Raw genomic sequence first — 22005 nt, 5'->3', positions numbered from 1 at the left:
TATTTGAATTTTAAGGTTTTACTTACAGAATCCATATCTCCGGTAGGGATTGATCTGCTGCAAAAAAAGGCTCGGGTCGTCATAGCTCCAAGCCCGTCGGAAGACGACTTGTTGCCGCTTATCGGGGACGCCGATGCCCTGCTGATCAGGAGTTCCAGAATTACGGCCCGTTTGATGGAGGCCGGCAAAAGGCTCAAGGTTATTGGCCGCCACGGCATCGGTCTGGACAATATCGATCTACAGTCGGCCACGCGCCTGGGCATAGCGGTGGTGCACACCCCCGGGGCTAACACCAACGCCGTGGCGGAACATACCCTCTGGGCCATGCTGCACTGCGCCCGTAATTTTAACAAGGCAGAAAAAGCCTTCAGGCAGGGTGAATTTTGTGCCGCCGGGTCGCTGCCCGGCCTAGTTCAGAAACTGGGCTACACAACCCTGGAATTGAAGGGTAAGGTGCTGGGTCTGGTGGGCCTGGGCAGGATAGCCTGCCGGGTGGCCGAGATTGCCGGAAAATGTCTTTATATGAGGGTCAAAGCCTATGATCCTCTGGTTTCTGAATCGGTCTTTAAATCCGCCGGGGTCGAGCGCTGCCAGAGCTTGGACGATGTTTTGCGCGATTCCGATTTTATATCCCTTCACGTGCCCTATACAAAGGATACCCATCACCTGGTCGGGGAAAGGGAGTTATTCCTGGTAAAGCCCACGGCATATTTAATCAACACCTCTAGGGGCGGTATTGTAGACGAGGAAGCGCTTTACAGGGCTTTAAAGGAAGGCAGGCTGGCTGGAGCGGCACTAGATGTTTTTGAAAGAGAGCCCCCTGGAAAGGACATGCCCCTGTTCGAACTGGATAACGTCCTGTTAACGCCACACATGGCCGCCATGTCCGACCTGGCACTGATCAACATGGCTACTGATGTGTCACAGGGCATTTTGGACGTTCTGGAGGGCCGCCGGCCGCAGTACCTGGCTAACCCGGAAGTATGGGAAAGTCACCTCTTGTAATTTATCAATTAGTTAAAAGGATGGTGGGCCAATTTGCAGCAGGAAGCAAGACTAATTCAGGGTAACCAGGCCATCGTCGAGGGGGCTATCTACGCCGGGGCCAGGTTTTATGCCGGTTACCCGATTACCCCTTCTTCGGAGATTGCCGAGGAATGCTCACGGGTCATGCCCAAGGTCGGTGGCGTGTACATTCAGATGGAAGATGAAATCGCCAGCATAGCCGCCGTGGTGGGGGCTTCTCTGGCAGGCGCCAAAGCCTTCACGGCCACCAGCGGACCGGGATTTTCGCTGATGCAGGAAAACCTGGGCCTGGCAGTAATGGGTGAAGTGCCCTGCGTGATTATAAACGTACAGCGGGCCGGCCCCAGCACCGGCCTTGCCACCAGGCCCGCCCAGTCGGACGTAATGCAGATCCGGTGGGGTCGGCACGGGGATCAGGCGATCATTTCTCTTTCGCCCTCATCGGTGAAAGAATGCTTCACCCTGACGGTTCAGGCCTTTAACTTTGCCGAAAAGTTCCGTGTTCCGGTGATCCTGGCCGCCGACGAGATAGTGGGCCACATGCGGGAGAACTTTATAGCTCCGGCCCCGGGCGAATTGGAAGTGATAGACAGGAAAAGGCCCACCGGCCCACCGGATCAGTACAAGCCCTTTGTAGCCGATGAAGACGGGGTAGCCCCCCTGGCTGCCTACGGAGATAAATACGTCTTCCACGTGTCCAGCTCAATGCACGGGCCGGACGGTTACAGCAACAACAGCCCGGCCAACGCCACGTGGCGGGTCACCCAACTGCACCGGAAGCTGGAACTTCACCGGGATGAAATTGTGTTGACCAGGAGCTTTTACACCGACGACGATATTGAGGTGTTGCTGGTAGCTTTCGGTGCTACCACCAGGGCGGCCCGGGCGGCGGCCCTGGAAGCTAGGAAAAACGGCATCAAGGCGGGGGTGCTGCAACTGATCACACTTTGGCCTTTTCCGGATAAGGAAGTGGCCGCCCTTGGACAAAACTCCAAAATGATTATAGTGCCCGAAATGAACTACGCCGGGCAGGTGGCCGGCGAGGTGCAGAAAGCTCTAGGCTCCAATAAGGACATAAGAAGGGTTAACAAGTACAACGGGCAGATCATCACTCCCCATGATATTCTGAAAGTAATGAAATAAGGCCCCGTAAGCCCTTACAACTGCAAGAAGAGAGGTGTTACAGTGTCTTACGCGACAGGCTTGAAGTATTTAAAGGATGGTGTGCTGCCGCACATGTGGTGTCCCGGCTGCGGCAACGGCACGGTTCTGGGGGCCTTGCTGCGGGCCTTTGAGGAGCTGAAGTTTAAAAAAGAGGAGACAGTGGTAGTAACCGGCATAGGCTGCTGGGGAAAGGCCGACGACTACGTGGTCACCAACGCCCTGCACACCACTCACGGTCGGGCCCTGGCCTTTGCCACGGGCATCAAGGCTTTCAACTCCAAGCTTAATGTGGTGGTCCTGATGGGTGATGGGGACAGCGTAACCATCGGCGGCAATCACTTTATCCACGCCGCCAGGCGGAATATAGACCTTACCGCCATAGTGGTGAACAATATGAACTACGGCATGACGGGCGGGCAGGTTTCCGGTACTACCCCTTCCGACAAGCTTACCAGTACCACCGTTTACGGGAACCCTGAAAGGGAAATCGACATTTGTACCCTGGCCGAGGTGGCTGGCGCCAATTACGTGGCCAGGGGAACCCCCTACCACGGGTGGGAGCTACAGAAAGTGATCACGGAAGCACTAACCAAAAAGGGCTTCTCCGTCGTGGAAGTAATCAGCCCCTGCCCCACCCACTTTGGCCGCAACAACAAGCTAAAGCCGGCCCTGGCCATGTTCAGGTGGCTTAAAGAAAAGGCCATTCCTGTGGAAAAGTACAACCCGGTTACCTACCCCAGAGAGGAAGGCTATTTCCCCATCGGCAGGCTGGTGGACCGGGACGCCCCAGACTTCAACAGCAGGTACGAAGAAATCCGGGCCAGGGCCATGCGGTCTTAGGGAGGCGGCAAGGGAGATGATGGACAAAAAAGACAGGTATGAAGTGATCTTGGCTGGGTCAGGCGGCCAGGGGCTGATCGTTGCCGGCATTATGCTGGCGGAAGCTGCCATACTGGAAGGCAGAAACGTGGTTCAGACTCAGTCTTACGGCATAGCCAGCCGGGGCGGCTTCTCTGCTTCGGAGGTGATCATCGACAAGGACGAAATCATTTTCCAGCAGGTGCAAAATCCCGATGTGGTCCTTGTCCTCACCGAAGGGGCCATGGAAAAGTATGAAAACCTGGCCCGGTCCGGGGTGCTAATTTTTTACGATACCACGATGCTGAAGGAGCGCAACGGGGATAACTTTTACGGCTACCCCTTTACTGAAATAGCTGAAGAACTGGGGTATATGGGTACGGCCAACATGATTGCCCTGGGCGTTATGAGCGCTGTTACCCGCCTAGTTGACCTGGAGAGCTTGGTTAAAGTGGTAAACAGAAGATTTTCAGGGAAAACCGCCGAGATGAACGTGAAGGCCCTGTACACTGGTGCGGGTTTGTTCAGAAAATAGGGTTTCCACTGAAAACTGGACCCCGAGCTTGAAGTGTCCAATGTTTTTTCGAAGCGCTATCAATGCGGGAAGGAGTTGACCCCGTAAAACCATGGGAGAACTGGAAGTGAAAACAAAAGCCCCCTGCAGGGAGGCCTGCCCGGCGGGAGTTGACGTACCGCGTTATGTCAGGTGCATCAAAGAGGGTAAATTCGACCAGGCATTGTCCGTAATCCGCGAAAGAATACCCTTTCCCGCAGTGTGCGCGTACGCCTGCGTCCGTCCCTGCGAATCAAAATGCGCCCGCCAGCAGTACGACGAGCCCGTAGCCATTCGCATGTTGAAGCGGGCGGCGGTAGAAAAGGGCGGGGAAGCATGGAAGGGTAAATTAGGCCCGATCCCGCCCACTGGCAAAAAGGTGGCCGTGGTGGGAGCCGGCCCCTGCGGATTGACGGCGGCCTACTACTTGGCTGGAAAGGGACACCGGGTCACCGTTTTCGAAGCCATGCCTTCCTCTGGCGGCATGCTGCGCTACGGAATTCCCGAATATCGCTTGCCCAAGGAGGTGGTGGACAGGGAAATCAATGTTATAAGGGATCGCGGCGTGGAAATTAAAACCGGTGCCAGAGTGGAATCGGCCGAAAAACTATTGCATGAAGGATACGACGCCGTCCTTGTGGCCGCTGGGTCCTGGCTGGGATTGGGAATCGAACTTGAGGGCGGGTCGGTAGGGGTGATGGACGGCATATCCTTCCTGCGGGCCGTTAACACCGGAAATCCTCCGGCGGTGGGCGAAAAAGTGCTGGTGGTGGGAGGCGGCAATACCGCCATAGATGCCGCTAGGTCCTCGGTACGCCTGGGCGCTAGGGAAGTGGTGGTGCTGTACCGGCGCACCAGGGCTGAAATGCCGGCCAGCCCGGAAGAGGTGGCGGAAGCTGTCGAAGAAGGGATCAAGTTTGAATTTCTGGCAACTCCTAAAGCGATAGAGAAGAACAATGTTGTTTGCGTTAGAATGGCCCTGGGGGAGCCGGATGAAAGCGGCAGGCCCCGCCCGGTTCCGGTGGAGGGAAGCGAGTTCACCATCAGCTGCAACACCATGATCGCCGCCGTGGGGCAGTCCGCCGACGCATTTTCTCTGGGCCTGGAGGGCAATGCTGACGGCACCATTAAGGTGGACCCGGACACTCTGGCTACCTCCCTTAAAGGCGTATTTGCCGCCGGTGACGCGGTTACCGGACCGTCCTCCATCATCCAGGCCATTGCCCAGGGCCGTCGTGCGGCTTCCTCCATTGACAAATACCTAGGCGGTAACGGCGTAATAGACGAAAAACTAGCCGAAGATACCAAAGTTAGCCTGCGGGAAGGTGCCCCCAGAGGAACCGCCCGCCACATTGCTCCTGCAATAACCGCCGAAGAACGCAAGGGCGGCTTCAAGCTGGTGGAACAGGGTTACGACGACCTCACCGCCGTCCGGGAAGCGCAACGCTGCCTGTCGTGCGACTTGCGCCACTTTAATGTGGAAGTAAATGTCAATATCTGCAAGGGGTGCGGTTACTGCAAGGAAGTTTGCACCCTGGGCGTCTTCACTATATCAGGTTTTTTTAATTCCTCCGGTTACAAGCCCATGGTGGCGGCTCACACCGAAAAATGCATGGGATGCCTGAGATGCCTCATGGTCTGCCCGGACTTTGCCATAACTGTTCGGGAAATGTCTGTCCTTAAATAATTTTTTGTACCAACAATTTACCAAAAATTTTTAAAGTAAAAAATTATGGAAAAGGAGGTGGGTAACTACCGAGCTTAAAGTGGATTTATACATTTAAATTTTTGGAGGAGGTAAGAAAATGAAAAGGATTTGCAGGCTCTTAAGTGTTTTACTGGTTTTAAGCCTCATACTGACAGCTGCTGGCTGCGGGGGTCAGAAAGAAAAACCTGCTGAGAACAAAGACAAGAAAAGTGGGGGTGCGGCAGAAACTATTAACCTAACCATTGCCAGCGGGCCGGCGGGAGGGACCTGGTACCCGCTAGGCGGGGCCGTAGCTAAGATAATTCAAAACAATATTCCCGGAGCGGTTGTATCGGTGCAGCAGGGCGGTGGTGAAGCAAACGCCCTGGGCGTGGACAAAGGCATGTATGATATAGGGATTACTTATTCGCACACGGCGGCAGAGGCCCTTGCCGGCAAAGAGAATTTTAAGGAACCGCTCAAAAACATAGCCGGGTTGGCGGGGCTTTACCCCTCGGCACTGCAGATGGTGGTGCGGGCCGATTCCGATATCAAACAAATTGAAGATTTAAAGGGCAAGCGTATTTCGCCTGGTCCCAAAGGGCTATCAGGTGAAACAATGACTAGGTTGGTGCTGCAGGTTCACGGGCTGAAGTTCGAGGATATGGCCAAGGTGGAGCGGGTTTCCTACAGCGACTCGGCCAGCCTGATGCAGGACAGGCAGATTGATATGTATTCCCCGATCACAACCTGGCCGGCCCCCTCTATTCAGGAGGTCGCCCAGGCGGACGGAGTCAGGCTTTTACCCCTGAGGCCGGAAAAGTTTGAGGAGTTAAAGAAGCTCAACCCGGGCTACACTTATATCACCATAAAAGCCGGTACCTATAAAGGTATGGAAGAGGATACGCCCTGCCTGGGCAGCAACGCCATACTGATTATCAGGAAAGACATGCCCGAGGATCTGGCCTACAAGATAGCTAAAGCACTTTATGAAAACCTTGACGAGTTGAAAAGCGTTCACAAGAGCCTGGAATACATGACCAAGGACACCATAGCCAAGGACCTCGGCGTTCCGCTACACCCGGGTGTGGAAAAGTACTATAGGGAAGTAGGTATAATCAAGTAACTTTTTGTGAGTTGGTCCCGGTGCTACGCGATTAGTTGCTGGGGCCAACTTTCCTGAGAATAATCGTAAGGAGGTATTTGTTTTGCCCTCGATCTTGAATGACAGGACTGAAAAAAAACGGCAGTTTCCCTGGGAAAGGATAATCACTGCTGTTGCCGTTATGATGACACTTTTCCAGATATATACAACAATTTTCGGAATTTTCGAGTCTACTCTCCAGCGCTCTTTGCATCTGCTTTTTGCTATTGTCCTTTCCTTTATGATTTGCAGGGTTTCAAAAGCCAAAGACCCGAGGGTTCCATGGTACGATCTGATTTTTATAATCTTGGCCCTGGCTAGCTTCGGGTACGTGGTGGTCAATTCGGGAGATATCGCCAGCCGGTTGGCCTATGTGACACCCCTGACAGGTGTGGAGATGGTTGTGGGAGTTGTGGGCATTCTGGTTTTGTGGGAAGCGTCTAGAAGAATGCTAGGGCGGGCCTTCGCCATTATAATGGCCGCGTTTCTTCTTTATGCCCTGTTCGGGCAGCACCTGCCAGGCATGTTGCGGCACCGGGGATACGACCTGGGCTGGGTTATTGACCACGTATTTTATACTACGGAAGGGATCCTGGGCATTCCCCTGGGCGTGTCCGCTACCTACATTTTTATCTTTATCCTTTTCGGAACCTTCCTTGAGAAAACCGGTGCGGGTGATTTCTTCAACCAGGTTTCCCTAGCCCTCATGGGGAGGTTCAGGGGCGGCCCGGCAAAAACCGCCGTAGTGGCCAGTGGTTTCATGGGCATGCTGTCCGGCAGTGCCGTGGCCAATGTGGTTACCACCGGGGCCTTTACTATTCCCCTGATGAAAAAACTAGGTTACAAGCCTCATTTTGCGGGAGCGGTGGAAGCCTGCGCGTCGTCCGGAGGGCAGTTTACCCCTCCCGTCATGGGCGCAGCCGCCTTCATCATAGCTGAATTTACCGGCATACCTTACATAAAGGTTGCCGCCGCCGCCGCCATTCCTGCCCTGATGTATTTTTTCAGCATTGGTCTTCAGGTTCACTTTAGGGCAATAAAAGAAGGAATCGAGGGGCTACCTAGAGACCAGTTGCCCAGCTTTACCAAGGAATTTGCCAAAGGTTTCCACTACGTGTTGCCTTTAGTGGCTTTAGTTTATTTTTTAATCGCGGGTTACACCCCTCTTAAGGCCGGCCTGTACGCCACTGTCACGCTGATAATTGTAACTTTTGCACGCAACCCCAGGTTCATTAAACCGGTGGACTTTTTAAATATATTCGAAGCTAGCGCCCGCACCATCCTGGAAGTGGCCATTGCCTGCGCCGCTGCCGGTGTGATCATTGGCATAATTTCGTTAACCGGACTGGGCCTGCGTTTAAGCACCCTGATCATGTCCCTGGCTGGCGGCAATTCATTCCTGGCACTTCTGTTTACAATGGTAACCGCCCTGATTTTGGGGATGGGTCTTCCCACTGTGGCTGCCTACATTATCCAGGCCGCCCTGTTGGTTCCGGCCCTAGTCCAGCTTGGCATTCCCCTTCTGGCGGCCCACCTGTTCGCCTTTTATTATGCAATTATTTCAGCGGTTACTCCGCCGGTGGCCTTGGCAGCTTATGCTGGCGCCGGCGTTGCCGGGGCCGATGTAAACAAGACCGCGTTAACGGCCTTTAAGCTAGCCCTGGCTGCCTTCATAGTACCTTTTATGTTTGCTTACGGGCCTGCCCTGATACTGATCGGCGAACCAATTGAGATAGTCATTGCCGCCTGCACTGCCTTTGTGGGCATTTTTGCCCTGGCTGCGTCCATTGAGGGCTGGCTGGTTAAGAGGGCCAATCTACTGGAAAGGATTTTGCTCTTTGCTGCTGCCCTTTGTTTAATTAAGCCCGGTATATCTACGGATACGGCTGGCATTGCATTAATCGTGCTGGCATTTATCCTGCAAAAATTCCGCAAAAGTGAGGTCAAAAATGAGATTAAATCAAATTTACCTGGTGGTGTCTTCTAAATTATGAAGGTAAAAGTAAACGTCGAAAGACTTAGAGAATTTTGCCTTGCCCTCTTTTTAAAATTGGGAGTTGCAGAAGAGGCGGCCAATATCATTGTTGATGTTATTTTGGAAGCTGATTTGAGGGGGGTATCCAGCCACGGGCTGTTACGTCTGCCGATTTACGTGAAAAGAATGGAACTCGGGCTGATAAATAACCGGGCAGAACCCTCTGTGGTCAAGGAAACAGTAGCTACGGCCGTTATTGACGGGGACCACGGTATGGGACAGTATGTTGCCACCAGGGCCATGGAGATGGCTATTGCCAAAGCCGCACATACGGGGATAGGGGTCGTGGGGGTGCGGAACAGTACTCATTTTGGGGTGGCTGCTTATTACGCCCTTCTAGCCGTAAAAAAAGAACAGATAGGCATCGTTCTTTGCAATACCACCCCCCTGATGGCCCCCACCGGAGGGTCCAGGCGCCTGGTGGGCAACAACCCCCTGTGCATCGCCGTGCCGGCGTGGAACCATGTGCCTATAGTACTGGACATGGCTTGTAGCAATGTTGCCATAGGCAGGATACAACTAGCCGCAAAGGAAGGTAGGCAGATACCCCTTGGGTGGGGGTTGGACAGGGAGGGAGTGCCCACCACAGACCCGAAGGCGGTGTTGGACGGTGGGCTTTTAGAACCCATGGCGGGATACAAGGGCTACGGGCTGGCCCTGATGATTGACATTCTGGCCGGGGTATTAACCGGGTCCGGGTTTGGGGAAGAGGTCACCCCGCTGTACTTTGACTTTGTCAACAAGCAGAGGACGGGTCATTTCCTGATGGCTATTAACATCGGTCATTTTATAAATAAGGATCTGTTTTACAGTCGTTTAGGCCGGCTCATTGAATCGGTCAAGAACTCTCCCCGGGCTCCGGAGGTGAAAGAGATTTTTCTTCCCGGCGAAATTGAGGAGAAGAAAAGGCAGAAAAACTTGCTGGAGGGTTTGACCCTGCCCCGGGTATTCATAGGTGAGCTGTCGTTACTGGCGGACAAATTTGGTTTGAGGGATTTGTTTGAAAGGGTTATGAAAACCAATCAAGTTACTATTTAAAAGCAAGCAGCGGGGAGGGGTAACAAATAAATGGTAGACTTGGATTTGCTCCAGACGGGCAACGTTTGGAAATATATAGGTATGGAAATTATTAGGAATGCGGAGGGGCAACCCGGAGTTCACGTCAGGAATTCGGAAAGTCTCAAGCAGATTTATGGCAGTGTTCACGGCGGGATCATTGCCACGGCGGTTGATGCGGCGGTAGCAGTGGCTGTCAACAGCGCCATTGGTAAAGACTACGGGGCGGCAACGGTGGAATTAAAGGTAAATTTTTTGTACCCTGTTGTTGATTCCGATATATTTGCATTTGCCAGATTAGTTAAAGAAGGAAATTTAATGGTTGGCACCGCTGAAGTGTTTGACAACCAGGGTCAACTGGTGGCTATTGGTACTGCCACTTATAAGGTGAGGCCCCTGCAGGCAAGTAATGGAAACAAATAGGCAGGAAAAGTCCCGGTTTATCTTTTCCGGTCTGCCCATAGGCAGAATGGCGGATGGCCTTCGGGGTTACTCAGTTTTTTTATGCGGCCTCTCCTATTTGGCTATGGCCTTCAAGGGACCAGTCCGATTAGAAGGGCTGGTCACGGTTATCACTGTTCTTACCTTGCTTCAGTGCCTGCCCGCCATAAGTGGCATTACTCGTTTTGCCTGCGCCGGCTTGTTCGGGCTTGGGTCGATATTATTGTTCGCAAGCGGCGCCGATGTCGCTACCTGGTGCAGCGCCGTCACGCAAAACGGTAAAATACTGACTCTCATGATGTTTGTGCCTATGCTTAGCATTCCATTCACTTTTCCGCGCTACCGGCGGTCCCTGGAACATGTGCTGCAAGGGGTGGTGCGGAGCGACGGAGGATTGTATTTGCTAAGCCACCTCACGTCTCACCTCATCGGTGTGATTGTCAATATTGCCTGTGTTTCTATAACTTATTACATATTGAAAACGGGCATTGCCGGCAGAAATCTTGATATGCTGGCCAGAGCAACGGCCCGTGGATATACCACTACCTGCTTCTGGTCACCCAATTCAGGGGCGCTGGGTCTGGTTCTGGGTTATTGGGGCGGAAACCTGGTGGACGTTATCCCTGTGGGGCTGCCGCTGGCAGCTGTGGCCCTGGCGCTGGGCTGGGTTGAAAACAGGTTGTGGGGTATGAGGGAGGAGGAGCATGGTAAGGCTGTTTCTCCGGGCAATTCCGGCGCAGCAAAGCATGCCGGGAGCTCCGAGGTATACAGGGATTTTTGCTGGCTTGTTATTGCGGTGATCCTGCTCCTATGCCTTGTAGTTTTTTTGGACTGGGCTACACCTCTGGGCATCCTTACCATAGTTCCCCTGATGTCACTGATCTATCCCTTTATCTGGGCGGTGTTAGCCGGGGAAACCAGGACCCAGTGGATTCACTTCAAAAATTTTCTCAGCAGCGGCTTGCCCAGGATGTCCAACGAAGTGGTAATCTTTCTGGGTGCAGGCTTTTTTGCGGTTGCCGCGGGCAAATCCGGCGCAGTTCAATACCTGACCCGGATTTTTTCCGGTGTCTCAGACAGCCCCGTTCTTTTAACCGCCGTAATAATCCTCATAGTGGTGGGGCTTTCTCTGGTGGGGTTTCACCCCGTACTGACTACCACCAGCATTGTCGCGTCTTTTACTCCCCAGTCACTGGGGTTGCCCGCCGCCCTTTTATCGGTGGTGGTGGTTACAGGCTGGGGGCTGGCTGTAACCTGTTCGCCCTTTTCCGCATGCAGCTTGAGCCTTTCCAACATGACGGGCAACGACCCATTTACTGTAGGCGTCAGGTGGCAGTTAAGGTTTACCCTTTTGCTGTTCCTGGTCGCCCTGGTATATTTTCATTTTGTACTCCTGGCTTTTTTTTAAGCGAACTCAGTAACAACGTGATAAACCAAATAGTTGAGGGGGTAGGGTAGTATGAAGCGAAAGGTAATTATTACGGTTGCACCGGTGGGCAGCGTTCCCACCAAGAAGGATAATCCCCACACTCCCATCACGCCTTCGGAAATTGCGAGGGATGTTGTGGCGTGTTATCACCTTGGAGCTTCGGTGGCTCACATACACGCCCGGGACGACAGCGGAAAGCCCACTGCGGACGTCAACCGTTACAGGGAAATTAAAGAGCTGATTGAAAAGGAATGCGACATTATCATCCAGCTATCCACGGGAGCCAGGACGGGAAACCATTTTGAGCGGGGCGCATGCATCGATCTGAGGCCGGAAATGGCCAGCCTTACCACCGGGTCGTCCAACTTTTCCAACGGCGTCAACCTCAACCCTCCCGACCTGATCGAATACCTGGCCCAGAAGATGTACGAAAATGGTGTGGTACCTGAAATTGAGGTTTTTGACATTTCCATGGTGGATAATGCCAGGTTTTTGCTGAAAAAGGGGGTTTTAAGACCTCCCTTAAATTTTAACCTCGTTTTTAACGTTCCCGGTTCCATGTCTGGGACTCCCAAAAACCTGCTTCACATGGTGGAGATTTTACCTGAGAAGAGTACTTTTTCAGTGACGGCCATTGGCAGGGTGCAGACCGACCTGATAACCATGGCGGTAATTCTTGGGGGTAACATCAGGGTAGGGCTGGAAGACAATCTGTTTTATTCATACGAGGACAAAATGTTTGGAACCAACATGATGTTTGTTGAAAGGGCGGTAAGGATAATAAAGGAGCTGGGCAGAGAAGTTGCTCGGCCGGACGAGGCAAGGGAGATTTTACAGTTAGGCCGGAGATAAGGCCAACTATATTTTAAGTGAGGTTGAGCTAGACAGTGAAAGCCCTTGTTAAAAAGTCAACGAAGCAGTATGATATCGAGCTGACTGATTTACAGATTCCTTCTCTGAAGGATGACGAGGTACTCATCAAAGTCACCGCCAGCAGCATATGTGGTAGCGACTTGCACATGTACCTGGGTCATGAGGGATATAGATGGATTAATTACCCCGTGGTACTAGGCCATGAGGTTGTCGGTGTGGTGGAGGCGGCGGGATCTGGTGTGGAACCGGATATAGTGGGGAAAAGGGTGGTTATCAACCCCTACATACCATGCAATGCCTGCGACAACTGCCTTAAGGGGGAAGAAAACATCTGCCAGGCCGGACCGCGCACCCTGACAGCCCCGCCCCTGTCTCTGCAGTTTGGTTTCAGAAGAAACGGCGGTATGGCGGAGTACATGGTTGTCCCTCGGGACAACGCCCTGCCGCTGGGTAATAAAATCTCAGATGAGGTGGCAGCAATTTTGGAATCGGTGGCAGTTGGTGTGCATGCCGTAAACAAGATCGGCGACGTTAAAAACAAGAACATCGTAATTTTTGGCCCAGGGCCCATAGGTTTGGGGATAGCGGTGATCTGTAAGGGGTTGGGATCCGGTAAAACCTTGGTGGCGGGGCTTCCTGACGATGAAGAAAGACTGCAAATAGTGAAAAAAATAAAAGCCATTCCGGTAAGAGTAGATCCTGCTGATTTTTCAGCCTTGGCCGGGCATCTTCAGGATAGGCCCGCGGACGTAGTTTTTGACTGCTCCGGTCATCCGTCAGTGCCGGAAAAGGCCATATACCTGGTAAAAAAAGGCGGAAAAGTCATTCTGGTGGGAATATCCACGGGCAGGTTTTCATTGCCCATGGATTGCATGGTACGGGGAGAAATCGGCCTAAAGGGTACCTATGGGACCAGTAAGAAATCTTTTTTGCAGGCTATAGAGTATGCTGGTCTGCCGCAATTCCCTTTTGAACATATTGTCACCGACAGGTTTAGACTGGCAGAGGCCGTAGCTGCTTTTGATCTTGCAAGTAATAAAAAAAGGGGTAAAATATTGCTTTATCCTTAGAAATGGTATTTGTTTTAGAAGGGGACTGAACTGGAGTTTAAGAATCGCAGCAAAGTGAAGCGGTTAAAGAAAATTAAAGAAAATGATTTCTATAAGGGGGCTTATCTTTGAATACTGACTACAAGTCGCTTTTTAACCTGGCCGGTAAGATAGCGCTTATAACAGGGGCAGCCGGTTCCATAGGTCGGGAGTTCGCTGCCGCCCTAGCCCAGAACGGCGTAAGCCTAGCGCTGCTGGATGTCAGGCAGGAAAAGCTGGAAATGCTTAAAAGAGAATTGTCGAGATACCAAGTAAGGGTAGAGATCTTCCCCTGCAACCTCAAAAATACCCGGGAAATAAAAGAATCGGTGGCAAAAGTGGTGGAAAGTTTCGGGAGAATTGATATTTTACTTAACCACGCCGGGTTGAATATCAGAAAACCGGCCCTGGAATATTCCGAGGAAGACTGGCACAGTATCGTTGATGTCAACGCCAAGGGGGCTTTTTTTATGGCTCAGCAGGTGGGCAGATATATGGTTGAGCAGAAAAGGGGCAAGATAATTAACACTGCTTCGGTATCCTCCGTACGCGGGCACCCTAACCTGTGCATATATGCTATGACCAAGGGGGCCGTCGCTCAGATGACTAAAGTACTGGCCAATGAATGGGCCCGCTACAACATCAATGTTAACGCCATTGCCCCTGGATACATAGTTACCGAGCAAACGGAAGAATACTTGAAGGACGAAAAAGTCTATGCCGGTATACTATCAAAAATCCCTATGGGGAGAATTGGCAGGCCCGTAGATTTGGTGGGGACGATGCTGTTTTTGTCCTCGCCGGCCTCGGATTACCTCACCGGCCAGACTATTCTGATAGACGGCGGGAGAACCATTGACTGAACCGGAACATACCTGTCCTTTGATAATTCTATTATTACCTTTCTATTTTCTATTTACAGAAGATATTGACACAATATAATGACTGTTAGTATAATTGTTCCACAAAGGAAAAACAATTCCCTTGGCGGAACACATCAATGTACAGGTCTTCAGTGAGAGGTCATAGCTGGAACCAGGAGCAAATAAAAAATGCAAAAGGATGTAAAAGGAGAGGAGTATTATGGCTGGAGCGTTGGAAGGTATCCGGGTTTTAGAACTGTCGAGAACGTTGGCCGGTCCTTTCTGCAGCATGTTGCTCGCTGACATGGGTGCCCAGGTGATTAAGGTGGAGCAGCCTGGTGTCGGTGATGAGACTAGGGGCTATAAACCGCCCGAATGGGGTGGAGAAAGTTGCTATTATCTTAGCCTGAACCGCAATAAGAAAGGCATCACGTTAAATCTGAAGACCGAAGAAGGCAGGCAAATTGTTAAACAACTGGTTAGCCAGGTAGACGTTCTAATTGAAAACTTCCGTACCGGGACTATGGAGAAATTCGGGTTGGGTTACGAAGTTTTGAAGGAAATTAACCCGCGCCTGGTCTATTGCGCCGTAAGCGGTTTTGGCCGTACCGGACCTATGAAGGATGAACCGGCTTACGATTTGTTGATGCAGGCCTTTGGAGGGCTTATGAGTGTGACCGGTGAACCGGGCCGGCCTCCCGTGAAAGTCGGCTTTTCAGTGGTTGATTTGACCACCGGGCTCTATGCCGCCCTGGGTATAATGCTGGCGTTGCTGGCCAGGGAAAAAACAGGCCGGGGCCAGTATGTAGAAGCTTCCCTGCTGCAGGCCATAGTATCGCTACAAACCTATCTGGCCCAGGGGGTGCTGGCCACCGGCAAGATTCCCGGTCGTTTGGGTTCGGCCCATCCCAACGTGGCACCTTATCAGGTATTTGAAACGCAGGACGGGTACATAATCATTGCCGTACCCAACGACTGGTTGTGGAAGAAAATGTGCGATGCACTGGGTCTCGACCACTTAAAAGAACACCCGAAATTCGCGATTAATGCAGACAGGGTAAAGAACCGGGAAGAACTGGTTGCCCTGATGAGTGATTACACCAGGACCAAAACTTCCGCGGAAATCCTGGCCAAATTAAAGGAAGCAGGTGTTCCTTCCGGTCCGATTTACAACATTGCCGAGGTATTATCCCACCCGCAAGTGGTTCACCTGGGTATGATTCAGGAAGTGCCACATCCAACCATCGGTACGATGAAAGTGCTGGGGATTCCCATTATAATGTCGGAAACACCGGGTTCAGTGCGCATGGCCCCGCCGCTGCTGGGACAGCATACCGTGGAGGTGCTTTCCGGCCTGGGATACAGCGAGGAAGACATAAACGAGCTGAAAAAAAAGGGAGTAATTTAAGTTGTTGGTCCAAAAGAAAAAGCTTTGGGAGGGGTAATGGTGGATTTCAATATTAGCGACGAGTTAAAACTGATGGTAGAGACGGTAAAGGATTTTGTGGACAATGAAGTAGATCCCGTCAGCCAGCGTATTGACGAAGAAGATCGCATTCCGGAAGAAATCATCGAAAAGGCAAAGGAAATGGGCCTGTTTGGGTTGAGCATACCTGAGGAATACGGCGGCGTGGGCAGCATTGGTATGCTGGGCAAGTGCCTCATTTATGAACAACTGGGACGCACCTGTAACGGTTTTACCACTCTTATCGGTGCCCACACGGGAATCGGTACGGTAGGCATAGTAGAGCTAGGCACTGAAGAGCAAAAGAAAAAGTATCTTCCGGATCTCGCCTCCGGTGATCGCCTGGGTGCCTTCGCCCTCACCGAACCAGATGCCGGCTCGGATGCGGCAAACATCAAGACAACGGCGGTTCGCAAGGGAGATAAATACATCCTCAACGGCACCAAGCACTTTATTACCAACGCTCCCGAGGCGGACATTTTTACCGTAATGGCTGTTACCGACAAGTCCAAGGGACCCAAAGGAATCACCTCTTTTATTGTAGAGAAAGACTTCCCGGGTTTCCGGATCGGTACTATCGAACGCAAGATGGGCTTGCGGGGATCCCATACCGCGGAGGTCATTTTGGAGGACTGCGAGGTGCCGGTGGAAAATGTGCTGGGCCAGGAAGGCCAGGGGTATGTCAATGCCTTAAAAATATTGGCCAACGGACGGGCCGGTTTGGCCGCGCGCAACCTGGGCTCCATGCAAAAACTGCTGGAACTGTGTGTTCAATATGCCCAGCAAAGGGTACAGTTTGGCAAGCCCATCGCATCCTTCCAGGCGGTGCAACATATGCTGGCAGATATGGCTGTCGATATTGAAACTACCAGGTGGTTTACATATCGAGTTGCCTGGATGGTTGACCAGGGCATGAAAGTGATCAAGGAAGCCGCGGCTGTAAAATATTTTGCTTCCGAGGCCTACTGCCGGGTGGCCGACAAGGCCGTGCAGATTTTTGGCGGGATGGGATACATGAAGGATTTCCCCATCGAGCGGTACTACCGTGACGCCAGAATTACCAGAATCTACGAGGGTACCTCGGAGATCCAAAAGAACATTATCGCAAGCCAGCTGTTGAAGGAATATGCACTGGCCTAGACCGGCCAGACAATCAGCATGTTTAGAGAGATTATTTCCGGGGAGGAGAACAATAATGATAGTTCGAAAGGTTGCCGTGATCGGTGCCGGTACCATGGGAAGGGGAATAGCCCATGTCTGTGCTCTGGGCGGCTTTCAGGTTAACATGCAGGATGTAAGCAGCGAGTATCTGGAAAAGTCATTGAAAATCATTGAGGACAACATGCAAAAAGGGGTGGAACGGGGCAAGGTCAAGCCGGAAGATAAAGAGGACGCCCTGGCCCGCATCAGCTGTTTTACCGATTTGAAAGAAGCGGCTCAGGATGTAGATCTGGTTATTGAGGCCGTCCCGGAAGATATGAAATTGAAGCAGGACGTTTTCGCCAAGCTTGATGAATACTGCCCCACTCATACCATCCTTGCGACCAACACTTCCTCCATGAGCATTACCGAGATTGCCGCTGCCACAAAAAGACCGGAAAAAGTGATTGGTCTGCATTTCTTCAATCCCGTACACATAATGAAACTGGTCGAAATTGTTTGCGGGCTGGAAACATCGGAGGAGACCTACGCAATCTCTGCAGAAGCCTGCAAACAAATGGGCAAGGAGACTGTAAAAATCAACGAGTTCCCGGGCTTTGTGACCACCCGGATCAATGCGCTCATTGGGAACGAGGCCTTTTTAATGCTTCAGGAAGGTCTGGGTACACCGGAGGACATTGACAAAGCCCTCAAGCTTGGTCTGAACCATCCCATGGGCCCCTTTGAGATGGTCGATCTGGTAGGACTGGATACCAGGTTAAAAATACTGGAATACCTGCATAAAACCCTGGGCGAGAAGTACCGCCCCGCCCCGCTGCTGGTTAAGTATGTTCAGGCGGGCAGACTGGGACGCAAGGTAGGTAAAGGCGTTTATGATTATACCGGGAAGTAGGTGAAGGACATAATGGGTTTCAAAAACCTTATCTTGGAAAAGGAAGAAGGCATTGCCGTGGCCACGGTTAACCGCCCGGAGGTTCGCAATGCCTTAAATCGGGAAACCTGGCAGGAGATCAACTCGTTGATTGACCAGGTGGAAAAAGATGAGGAAATACAGGTAGTGATTTTCACGGGGGCGGGGGATAAAGCCTTTGTGGCCGGTGCAGATGTGGCTTCCCTGAAAGAAAGAACCATGCTGGAAACCTTTGTAAACGAGAACCAGGCCATTTTAAACCGCCTGGCCAACATGGAGAAGGTTACCATTGCAGCCATTAATGGCTACGCCCTGGGAGGCGGCTGTGAACTGGCCCTGGCCTGTGACCTGCGCGTGGCCGCTGAAAACGCCAGGCTCGGCCAGCCGGAACTGAACCTGGGCATTTTGCCCGGAGCAGGCGGCACCCAGCGTCTGGCTCGGCTGGTAGGTATTGGTAAAGCCAAGGAATTGATTCTAACCGGTGAAATCATTGATGCCGCCGAAGCCTACCGAATTGGGCTGGTTAACAAAGTAGTGCCCGCCGGTGAGGCAGTGCGGGCAGCCAAGGAAATGGCCAAGAAGATAATGGCGAAAGGACCTCTCGCCGTTCGTTTTGCCAAGGCAGTGATCAACTGGGGCAGCAATGTCAGCCTTGAATCCGGCTTAATCATAGAAAGACTGGCTCAAACAATACTATTTGGAACAGAGGATCATTTGGAAGGGTTGACTGCTTTTTTGGAAAAGAGACGCCCGGTTTATAAAGGAAGGTAAAAACAGGTGGCAATTCCTTAAAGCGGGGGAATGAGCAATGAGAAGAGTGGCCATTATCGGCGCCGGGCAGACGCCCTACGGTGAATTCCCCACCCTGGGAGTGAAGGAACTTTTTGCCTGGGCCTTTAAAGACATGCTACATAGTGTGGACAAGGGAATAGATCCCAGAGAAATTCAACTGGCCTATATCGGTTCCCTGAGCGCCGGAAGCGGGTTTCAGCTGGGACAACTTGCCGCTCTTTTGATGGGGCATGTGGGGTTGCCTCACGTTCCGGCCATCAGGGTGGAAAATGCCTGTGCGTCCGGTGGTTTTGCCCTGTACAGCGCCATTTGCGCGGTGGCGTCCGGCAAGTGTGATATCGCCCTGGCCGGAGGGATAGAAAAGATGCGGGATGTTTCCTCCACCAAGACGAAATACTGGTTGGGTATTTCCGGGGACACCGAATTTGAAAGGCTGGCCGGGTTGACCTTTGCCGGCATCTATGCCCTGGTGGCCAGCAGGTACATGCACGAGTTTGGCTTAACCCGGGAGCAGTTGGCCAAGGTGGCCGTGAAAAACCACAAACACGGGGCCATGAACCCCAAGGCGCAGTTCCGGAGGGAAATTACCCTGGAAATGGCCGTGGCAGGGGCACCGGTGGCCTATCCTCTGAATATCTGGGATTGTTGTCCCACCACTGACGGGGCTGCGGTGGTCCTGCTGTGCAGCGAGGAGCGGGCAAGGGAATTCACGGATCATCCCGTTTATATTATTGGCTATGGTGCCGGTACCGACTACCTGGCCGTGCAGGACAGGGATTGCATCACCAGTTTCAAGGCCGCCCGCATGGCCGCCCAGGAGGCATACAAGCAGGCCGGGGTAAAACCGGAGGACATTGACTTTGCGGAAGTGCACGACTGTTTCACCATCGCGGAAGTGGTGGCCTACTATGACCTGGGATTCTGCGAGAAGGGAGAAGCCGGCCGTCTTCTTGATGAAGAGGCTACTTCCCTGGGCGGACGTATTCCCGTCAATGTGAGCGGCGGGTTGAAGAGTAAAGGCCACCCCATTGGAGCTACCGGTTGCGGGCAGGCCTATGAAGTATTTAACCAATTGCGCGGGCAGGCCAAAAACCCGGAGCGGCAGATAAAGAACGCCGAAATTGGCCTTTCCCACAACGTGGGCGGGTCTGGTGGTACGGCGACGGTATTCATTTACAGGCGGGAGGGGTAGTAAGATGGCAGTGGGGATAGTCGGTTATGGCGCATACCTGCCCCGGTTAAGAATAACCAAAAAGGAATACCAGCAAGCCTGGGGTAACTGTTCCGCCGGCATTAAGGAAAAAACCGTCATGGATTTTGACGAAGACGCGTTAACCATGGGCGTTGAGGCGGCCAAAGAGGCCCTGAAATGCGGCATAAACCCCGAAAAGATTGGAATAATATGCTGGGCTTCCACTAATCCTCCTTACCAGGAAAAGATGGTATCGGGAGCCGCTGCGGTTATGCTCGGCCTGAGGGAGGATGTAATAGCTATCGAACACGGCCAGTCCATCAGGGCGGGCAGTGAGGCTTTATTGACGGCCTGGGCTTTTCTCAGTGCCGGCAGCGGCCGGAACGCCCTGGTGATTGCCGCCGATGCGCCGCGGGCTTGCCCCCGGGAAAGCATTGAACATGGTCTTGGTGCCGGTGGTGTAGCCTATATTTTGGGTACGGAAAATCTCATTGCTGAGATAGACGGCTTCAATTCTTTTGTCAGTGAAATGCTGGGGGAGCGCTTCCGCCCTGCAGGCGACAACAACCTCAGAGATATAGGAGTACGGGCTTTTACGTTCGCATCCTACAACCAGCTGGTCACCCGGGCGCTCCAAAGCCTGATGGAGAAGCTGGGTAGGAAGCCTTCTGATTACAATTACCTGGTTATTCAAGAGATCGATGGCCGCAGTGCGAAGAGTGTGGCCAAAAAACTGGGGTTTGACGAGGAGCAACTGGCTCCCGGCCTGCTTTACGAGCAAACCGGCGACACGGGTGCTTCCTCTGCCCTGTTGAGCCTGGCGGCTGTCCTGGACCAGTCCAAACCCGGGGAAAAAATTTTACTGGCGGCATATGGATCCGGTGCGGGAAGCATGGCCGTTAGCTTAACGGTTACCGGTGCACCTTTAAAGGAAGGAAGAAACACGGTCAAAAAGCAGCTGGATGAAAACATAACCTACCTTGGCTACGCCCAGTACCTGCAGGTTAAAAGATACATCTAGCGAGGTGATTTACCAGTGGGAGCCCATATATCCATACCCATGTACCAGCGGGCAGTCAAGCAGCGCTACCGCCTGGTGGGCCTGAAGTGTCTGAAGTGCGGCAAAATAAATTTCCCGCCCAAAGCAGGATGCAAGTATTGTGGTAATTTCGATCAATTTGAAGAAGCACAGCTAAGCGGCAAGGGCAAGGTTTATTCATATACCATTATTGCCGGTGCCGGGGCGCCACCGGAATTCAGTGAAGAAGCGGCCTACCGCCGATTCTACCCGGTGGTGCTGGTGGAACTGGATGAAGGGCCCCGCATTGTGGCCCAGCTGGTGGATGTGGAAAAGGATCAAGTAGAAATTGGCATGCCGGTGGAACTGGTCATCAGAAGAATATACACGGAAGAAGATGTGATCAGGTATGGTTACAAGTTCCGGCCCCAAAAAATTAATTCATGAAGAAAAGGCAGAGGTGTTGAATGCCATACCTTATATATAACGACCTAAAAATTTACTACCAGGAGACAACGGGCCGAGAACCGCTGATGATATTTGTTCATGGTGCGGGAGGTTCCAGCCGGCGATGGTCCGCTCAGCTGGAAGCCCTCAAAGGTTTATACCGGGCGGTAGCCCTGGATTTACCCGGGCACGGACAATCCGGCGGGAAGCCTCTTGCCTCCATTACCGAGTACGCCGAGTTAGTTGCTGGTTTTGTCGATGCCTTACACAGCAGGAAATTCGTTCTGGCCGGGCACTCCATGGGCGGCGCCATTGCCCTGGAGTTTACCCTGTGCCATGCGGAAAAATTGCAGGGGCTCATCCTGGTAGGCACGGGAGCACGGCTGAGGGTGAATCCCCAGGTTTTGGGGACCCTGGCCGGGGGTGAATTGCCGCTGCACAATATAAACAACCTCTTTGGTTCTGCCGTTCCGCAGAGCCTGGTGCAAAGCTTCAGGCGAGAAATGGAAGAGCTTCCCGCCGCGCTGTACCTGGCGGATTATCAGGCCTGTGACAGTTTTGACCGGATGAGTGACATTCAGAAAATCAAAGTTCCCACCCTGATCATTGTTGGGGATGAAGACAAAATGACGCCGGTTAAGTATGCCCAATACTTAAACAATCAAATAGCAAATTCCCGGCTAAAAATTATTTACGGTGCCGGGCATATGACTATGTTGGAAAAACCCCGTGAAGTAAACGAAGCAATAATTGACTTTTTAAATATGATACGGGCAAACTGAGTGGCGATACCTTTCTAAAAG

General features: G+C 52.4%; 21 protein-coding genes. All 21 read left to right on the top strand.

Features of this window, described 5'->3' with window-relative positions:
• The first annotated feature begins 3 nt into the window (after positions 1-3).
• The 21 genes from G7K71_RS05220 (at position 4) to G7K71_RS05120 (ending at position 21984) form a co-directional block, all read left to right on the top strand.
• Positions 4-1005 carry a hydroxyacid dehydrogenase gene (locus tag G7K71_RS05220; protein ID WP_027355779.1) on the top strand — a complete coding sequence of 334 codons (1002 nt, stop codon included), beginning with the start codon at positions 4-6 and terminating at the stop codon, positions 1003-1005.
• A gap of 33 nt (positions 1006-1038) precedes the next feature.
• Positions 1039-2169 (top strand): 2-oxoacid:acceptor oxidoreductase subunit alpha, encoded by a 1131-nt coding sequence (locus tag G7K71_RS05215; RefSeq protein WP_027355778.1) that lies wholly within the window; start codon positions 1039-1041, stop codon positions 2167-2169.
• A 42-nt stretch (positions 2170-2211) separates the two neighbouring features.
• On the top strand, positions 2212-3030 hold the full coding sequence (locus G7K71_RS05210; protein WP_027355777.1) for a thiamine pyrophosphate-dependent enzyme: 819 nt from the start codon (positions 2212-2214) through the stop codon (positions 3028-3030).
• Positions 3031-3046: 16 nt separating this feature from the next.
• Positions 3047-3583, top strand: a complete 537-nt coding sequence (locus G7K71_RS05205; RefSeq protein ID WP_027355776.1) for a 2-oxoacid:acceptor oxidoreductase family protein — start codon at positions 3047-3049, stop codon at positions 3581-3583.
• Between the two features lie 106 nt (positions 3584-3689).
• Entirely contained in the window at positions 3690-5288 is a 1599-nt protein-coding gene (locus G7K71_RS05200; protein WP_166343981.1) for an FAD-dependent oxidoreductase, read from the top strand.
• A gap of 118 nt (positions 5289-5406) precedes the next feature.
• Positions 5407-6414 carry a TAXI family TRAP transporter solute-binding subunit gene (locus G7K71_RS05195; RefSeq protein ID WP_166343979.1) on the top strand — a complete coding sequence of 336 codons (1008 nt, stop codon included), beginning with the start codon at positions 5407-5409 and terminating at the stop codon, positions 6412-6414.
• Between the two features lie 82 nt (positions 6415-6496).
• Positions 6497-8419 (top strand): TRAP transporter permease, encoded by a 1923-nt coding sequence (locus G7K71_RS05190; RefSeq protein ID WP_207712657.1) that lies wholly within the window; start codon positions 6497-6499, stop codon positions 8417-8419.
• Positions 8420-8422: 3 nt separating this feature from the next.
• The gene (locus G7K71_RS05185) at positions 8423-9505 is read left to right on the top strand and encodes an Ldh family oxidoreductase (protein WP_166343978.1); all 1083 of its coding nucleotides are present in this window, start codon (positions 8423-8425) and stop codon (positions 9503-9505) included.
• 30 nt (positions 9506-9535) lie between these two features.
• Positions 9536-9946: a PaaI family thioesterase gene (locus G7K71_RS05180; RefSeq protein ID WP_121452616.1), complete on the top strand. Its 411-nt coding sequence runs from the start codon at positions 9536-9538 to the stop codon at positions 9944-9946.
• Between the two features lie 328 nt (positions 9947-10274).
• A complete protein-coding gene (locus G7K71_RS05175; protein WP_166343977.1) occupies positions 10275-11372 on the top strand; it encodes a hypothetical protein in 1098 nt (365 codons plus the stop codon).
• A gap of 51 nt (positions 11373-11423) precedes the next feature.
• Positions 11424-12245, top strand: a complete 822-nt coding sequence (locus tag G7K71_RS05170) for a 3-keto-5-aminohexanoate cleavage protein (protein ID WP_121452618.1) — start codon at positions 11424-11426, stop codon at positions 12243-12245.
• Between the two features lie 35 nt (positions 12246-12280).
• The gene (locus G7K71_RS19255; protein ID WP_121452619.1) at positions 12281-13336 is read left to right on the top strand and encodes a zinc-binding dehydrogenase; all 1056 of its coding nucleotides are present in this window, start codon (positions 12281-12283) and stop codon (positions 13334-13336) included.
• 107 nt (positions 13337-13443) lie between these two features.
• Complete coding sequence (locus tag G7K71_RS05160) at positions 13444-14217, top strand: SDR family NAD(P)-dependent oxidoreductase (RefSeq protein WP_166343976.1); 774 nt, start codon at positions 13444-13446, stop codon at positions 14215-14217.
• Between the two features lie 220 nt (positions 14218-14437).
• Positions 14438-15625 carry a CaiB/BaiF CoA-transferase family protein gene (locus G7K71_RS05155; RefSeq protein WP_166343975.1) on the top strand — a complete coding sequence of 396 codons (1188 nt, stop codon included), beginning with the start codon at positions 14438-14440 and terminating at the stop codon, positions 15623-15625.
• Positions 15626-15661: 36 nt separating this feature from the next.
• On the top strand, positions 15662-16822 hold the full coding sequence (locus tag G7K71_RS05150; protein WP_207712655.1) for an acyl-CoA dehydrogenase family protein: 1161 nt from the start codon (positions 15662-15664) through the stop codon (positions 16820-16822).
• Between the two features lie 55 nt (positions 16823-16877).
• A complete protein-coding gene (locus G7K71_RS05145; RefSeq protein WP_207712654.1) occupies positions 16878-17735 on the top strand; it encodes a 3-hydroxyacyl-CoA dehydrogenase in 858 nt (285 codons plus the stop codon).
• 12 nt (positions 17736-17747) lie between these two features.
• Positions 17748-18524, top strand: a complete 777-nt coding sequence (locus tag G7K71_RS05140; protein WP_166343974.1) for an enoyl-CoA hydratase-related protein — start codon at positions 17748-17750, stop codon at positions 18522-18524.
• Between the two features lie 37 nt (positions 18525-18561).
• Positions 18562-19737, top strand: coding sequence for a thiolase domain-containing protein (locus G7K71_RS05135; protein WP_166343973.1), 1176 nt, complete (start codon positions 18562-18564; stop codon positions 19735-19737).
• 4 nt (positions 19738-19741) lie between these two features.
• On the top strand, positions 19742-20758 hold the full coding sequence (locus tag G7K71_RS05130; RefSeq protein ID WP_166343972.1) for a hydroxymethylglutaryl-CoA synthase: 1017 nt from the start codon (positions 19742-19744) through the stop codon (positions 20756-20758).
• 15 nt (positions 20759-20773) lie between these two features.
• A complete protein-coding gene (locus G7K71_RS05125) occupies positions 20774-21202 on the top strand; it encodes a Zn-ribbon domain-containing OB-fold protein (RefSeq protein WP_166343970.1) in 429 nt (142 codons plus the stop codon).
• Positions 21203-21222: 20 nt separating this feature from the next.
• Entirely contained in the window at positions 21223-21984 is a 762-nt protein-coding gene (locus G7K71_RS05120; RefSeq protein WP_166343968.1) for an alpha/beta fold hydrolase, read from the top strand.
• Positions 21985-22005: the final 21 nt, after the last annotated feature.

Source organism: Desulfofundulus sp. TPOSR, assembly GCF_011393055.1.
Classification (GTDB): Bacteria; Bacillota; Desulfotomaculia; order Desulfotomaculales; family Desulfovirgulaceae; genus Desulfofundulus; species Desulfofundulus kuznetsovii.
Note: the sequence above shows the minus strand (reverse complement) of the source record. Positions and strands in the feature narration are given on the sequence as shown.

Excerpts from the sequence above, each read along its gene's own strand:
- G7K71_RS05205 (WP_027355776.1), top strand. The coding sequence starts at position 3,047 with ATGATGGACAAAAAAGACAGGTATGAAGTGATCTTGGCTGGGTCAGGC.
- G7K71_RS05195 (WP_166343979.1), top strand. The coding sequence starts at position 5,407 with ATGAAAAGGATTTGCAGGCTCTTAAGTGTTTTACTGGTTTTAAGCCTC.
- G7K71_RS05185 (WP_166343978.1), top strand. The coding sequence starts at position 8,423 with ATGAAGGTAAAAGTAAACGTCGAAAGACTTAGAGAATTTTGCCTTGCC.
- G7K71_RS05180 (WP_121452616.1), top strand. The coding sequence starts at position 9,536 with ATGGTAGACTTGGATTTGCTCCAGACGGGCAACGTTTGGAAATATATA.
- G7K71_RS05175 (WP_166343977.1), top strand. The coding sequence starts at position 10,275 with ATGCTTAGCATTCCATTCACTTTTCCGCGCTACCGGCGGTCCCTGGAA.
- G7K71_RS05170 (WP_121452618.1), top strand. The coding sequence starts at position 11,424 with ATGAAGCGAAAGGTAATTATTACGGTTGCACCGGTGGGCAGCGTTCCC.
- G7K71_RS05155 (WP_166343975.1), top strand. The coding sequence starts at position 14,438 with ATGGCTGGAGCGTTGGAAGGTATCCGGGTTTTAGAACTGTCGAGAACG.
- G7K71_RS05150 (WP_207712655.1), top strand. The coding sequence starts at position 15,662 with ATGGTGGATTTCAATATTAGCGACGAGTTAAAACTGATGGTAGAGACG.
- G7K71_RS05145 (WP_207712654.1), top strand. The coding sequence starts at position 16,878 with ATGATAGTTCGAAAGGTTGCCGTGATCGGTGCCGGTACCATGGGAAGG.
- G7K71_RS05140 (WP_166343974.1), top strand. The coding sequence starts at position 17,748 with ATGGGTTTCAAAAACCTTATCTTGGAAAAGGAAGAAGGCATTGCCGTG.
- G7K71_RS05135 (WP_166343973.1), top strand. The coding sequence starts at position 18,562 with ATGAGAAGAGTGGCCATTATCGGCGCCGGGCAGACGCCCTACGGTGAA.
- G7K71_RS05130 (WP_166343972.1), top strand. The coding sequence starts at position 19,742 with ATGGCAGTGGGGATAGTCGGTTATGGCGCATACCTGCCCCGGTTAAGA.
- G7K71_RS05120 (WP_166343968.1), top strand. The coding sequence starts at position 21,223 with ATGCCATACCTTATATATAACGACCTAAAAATTTACTACCAGGAGACA.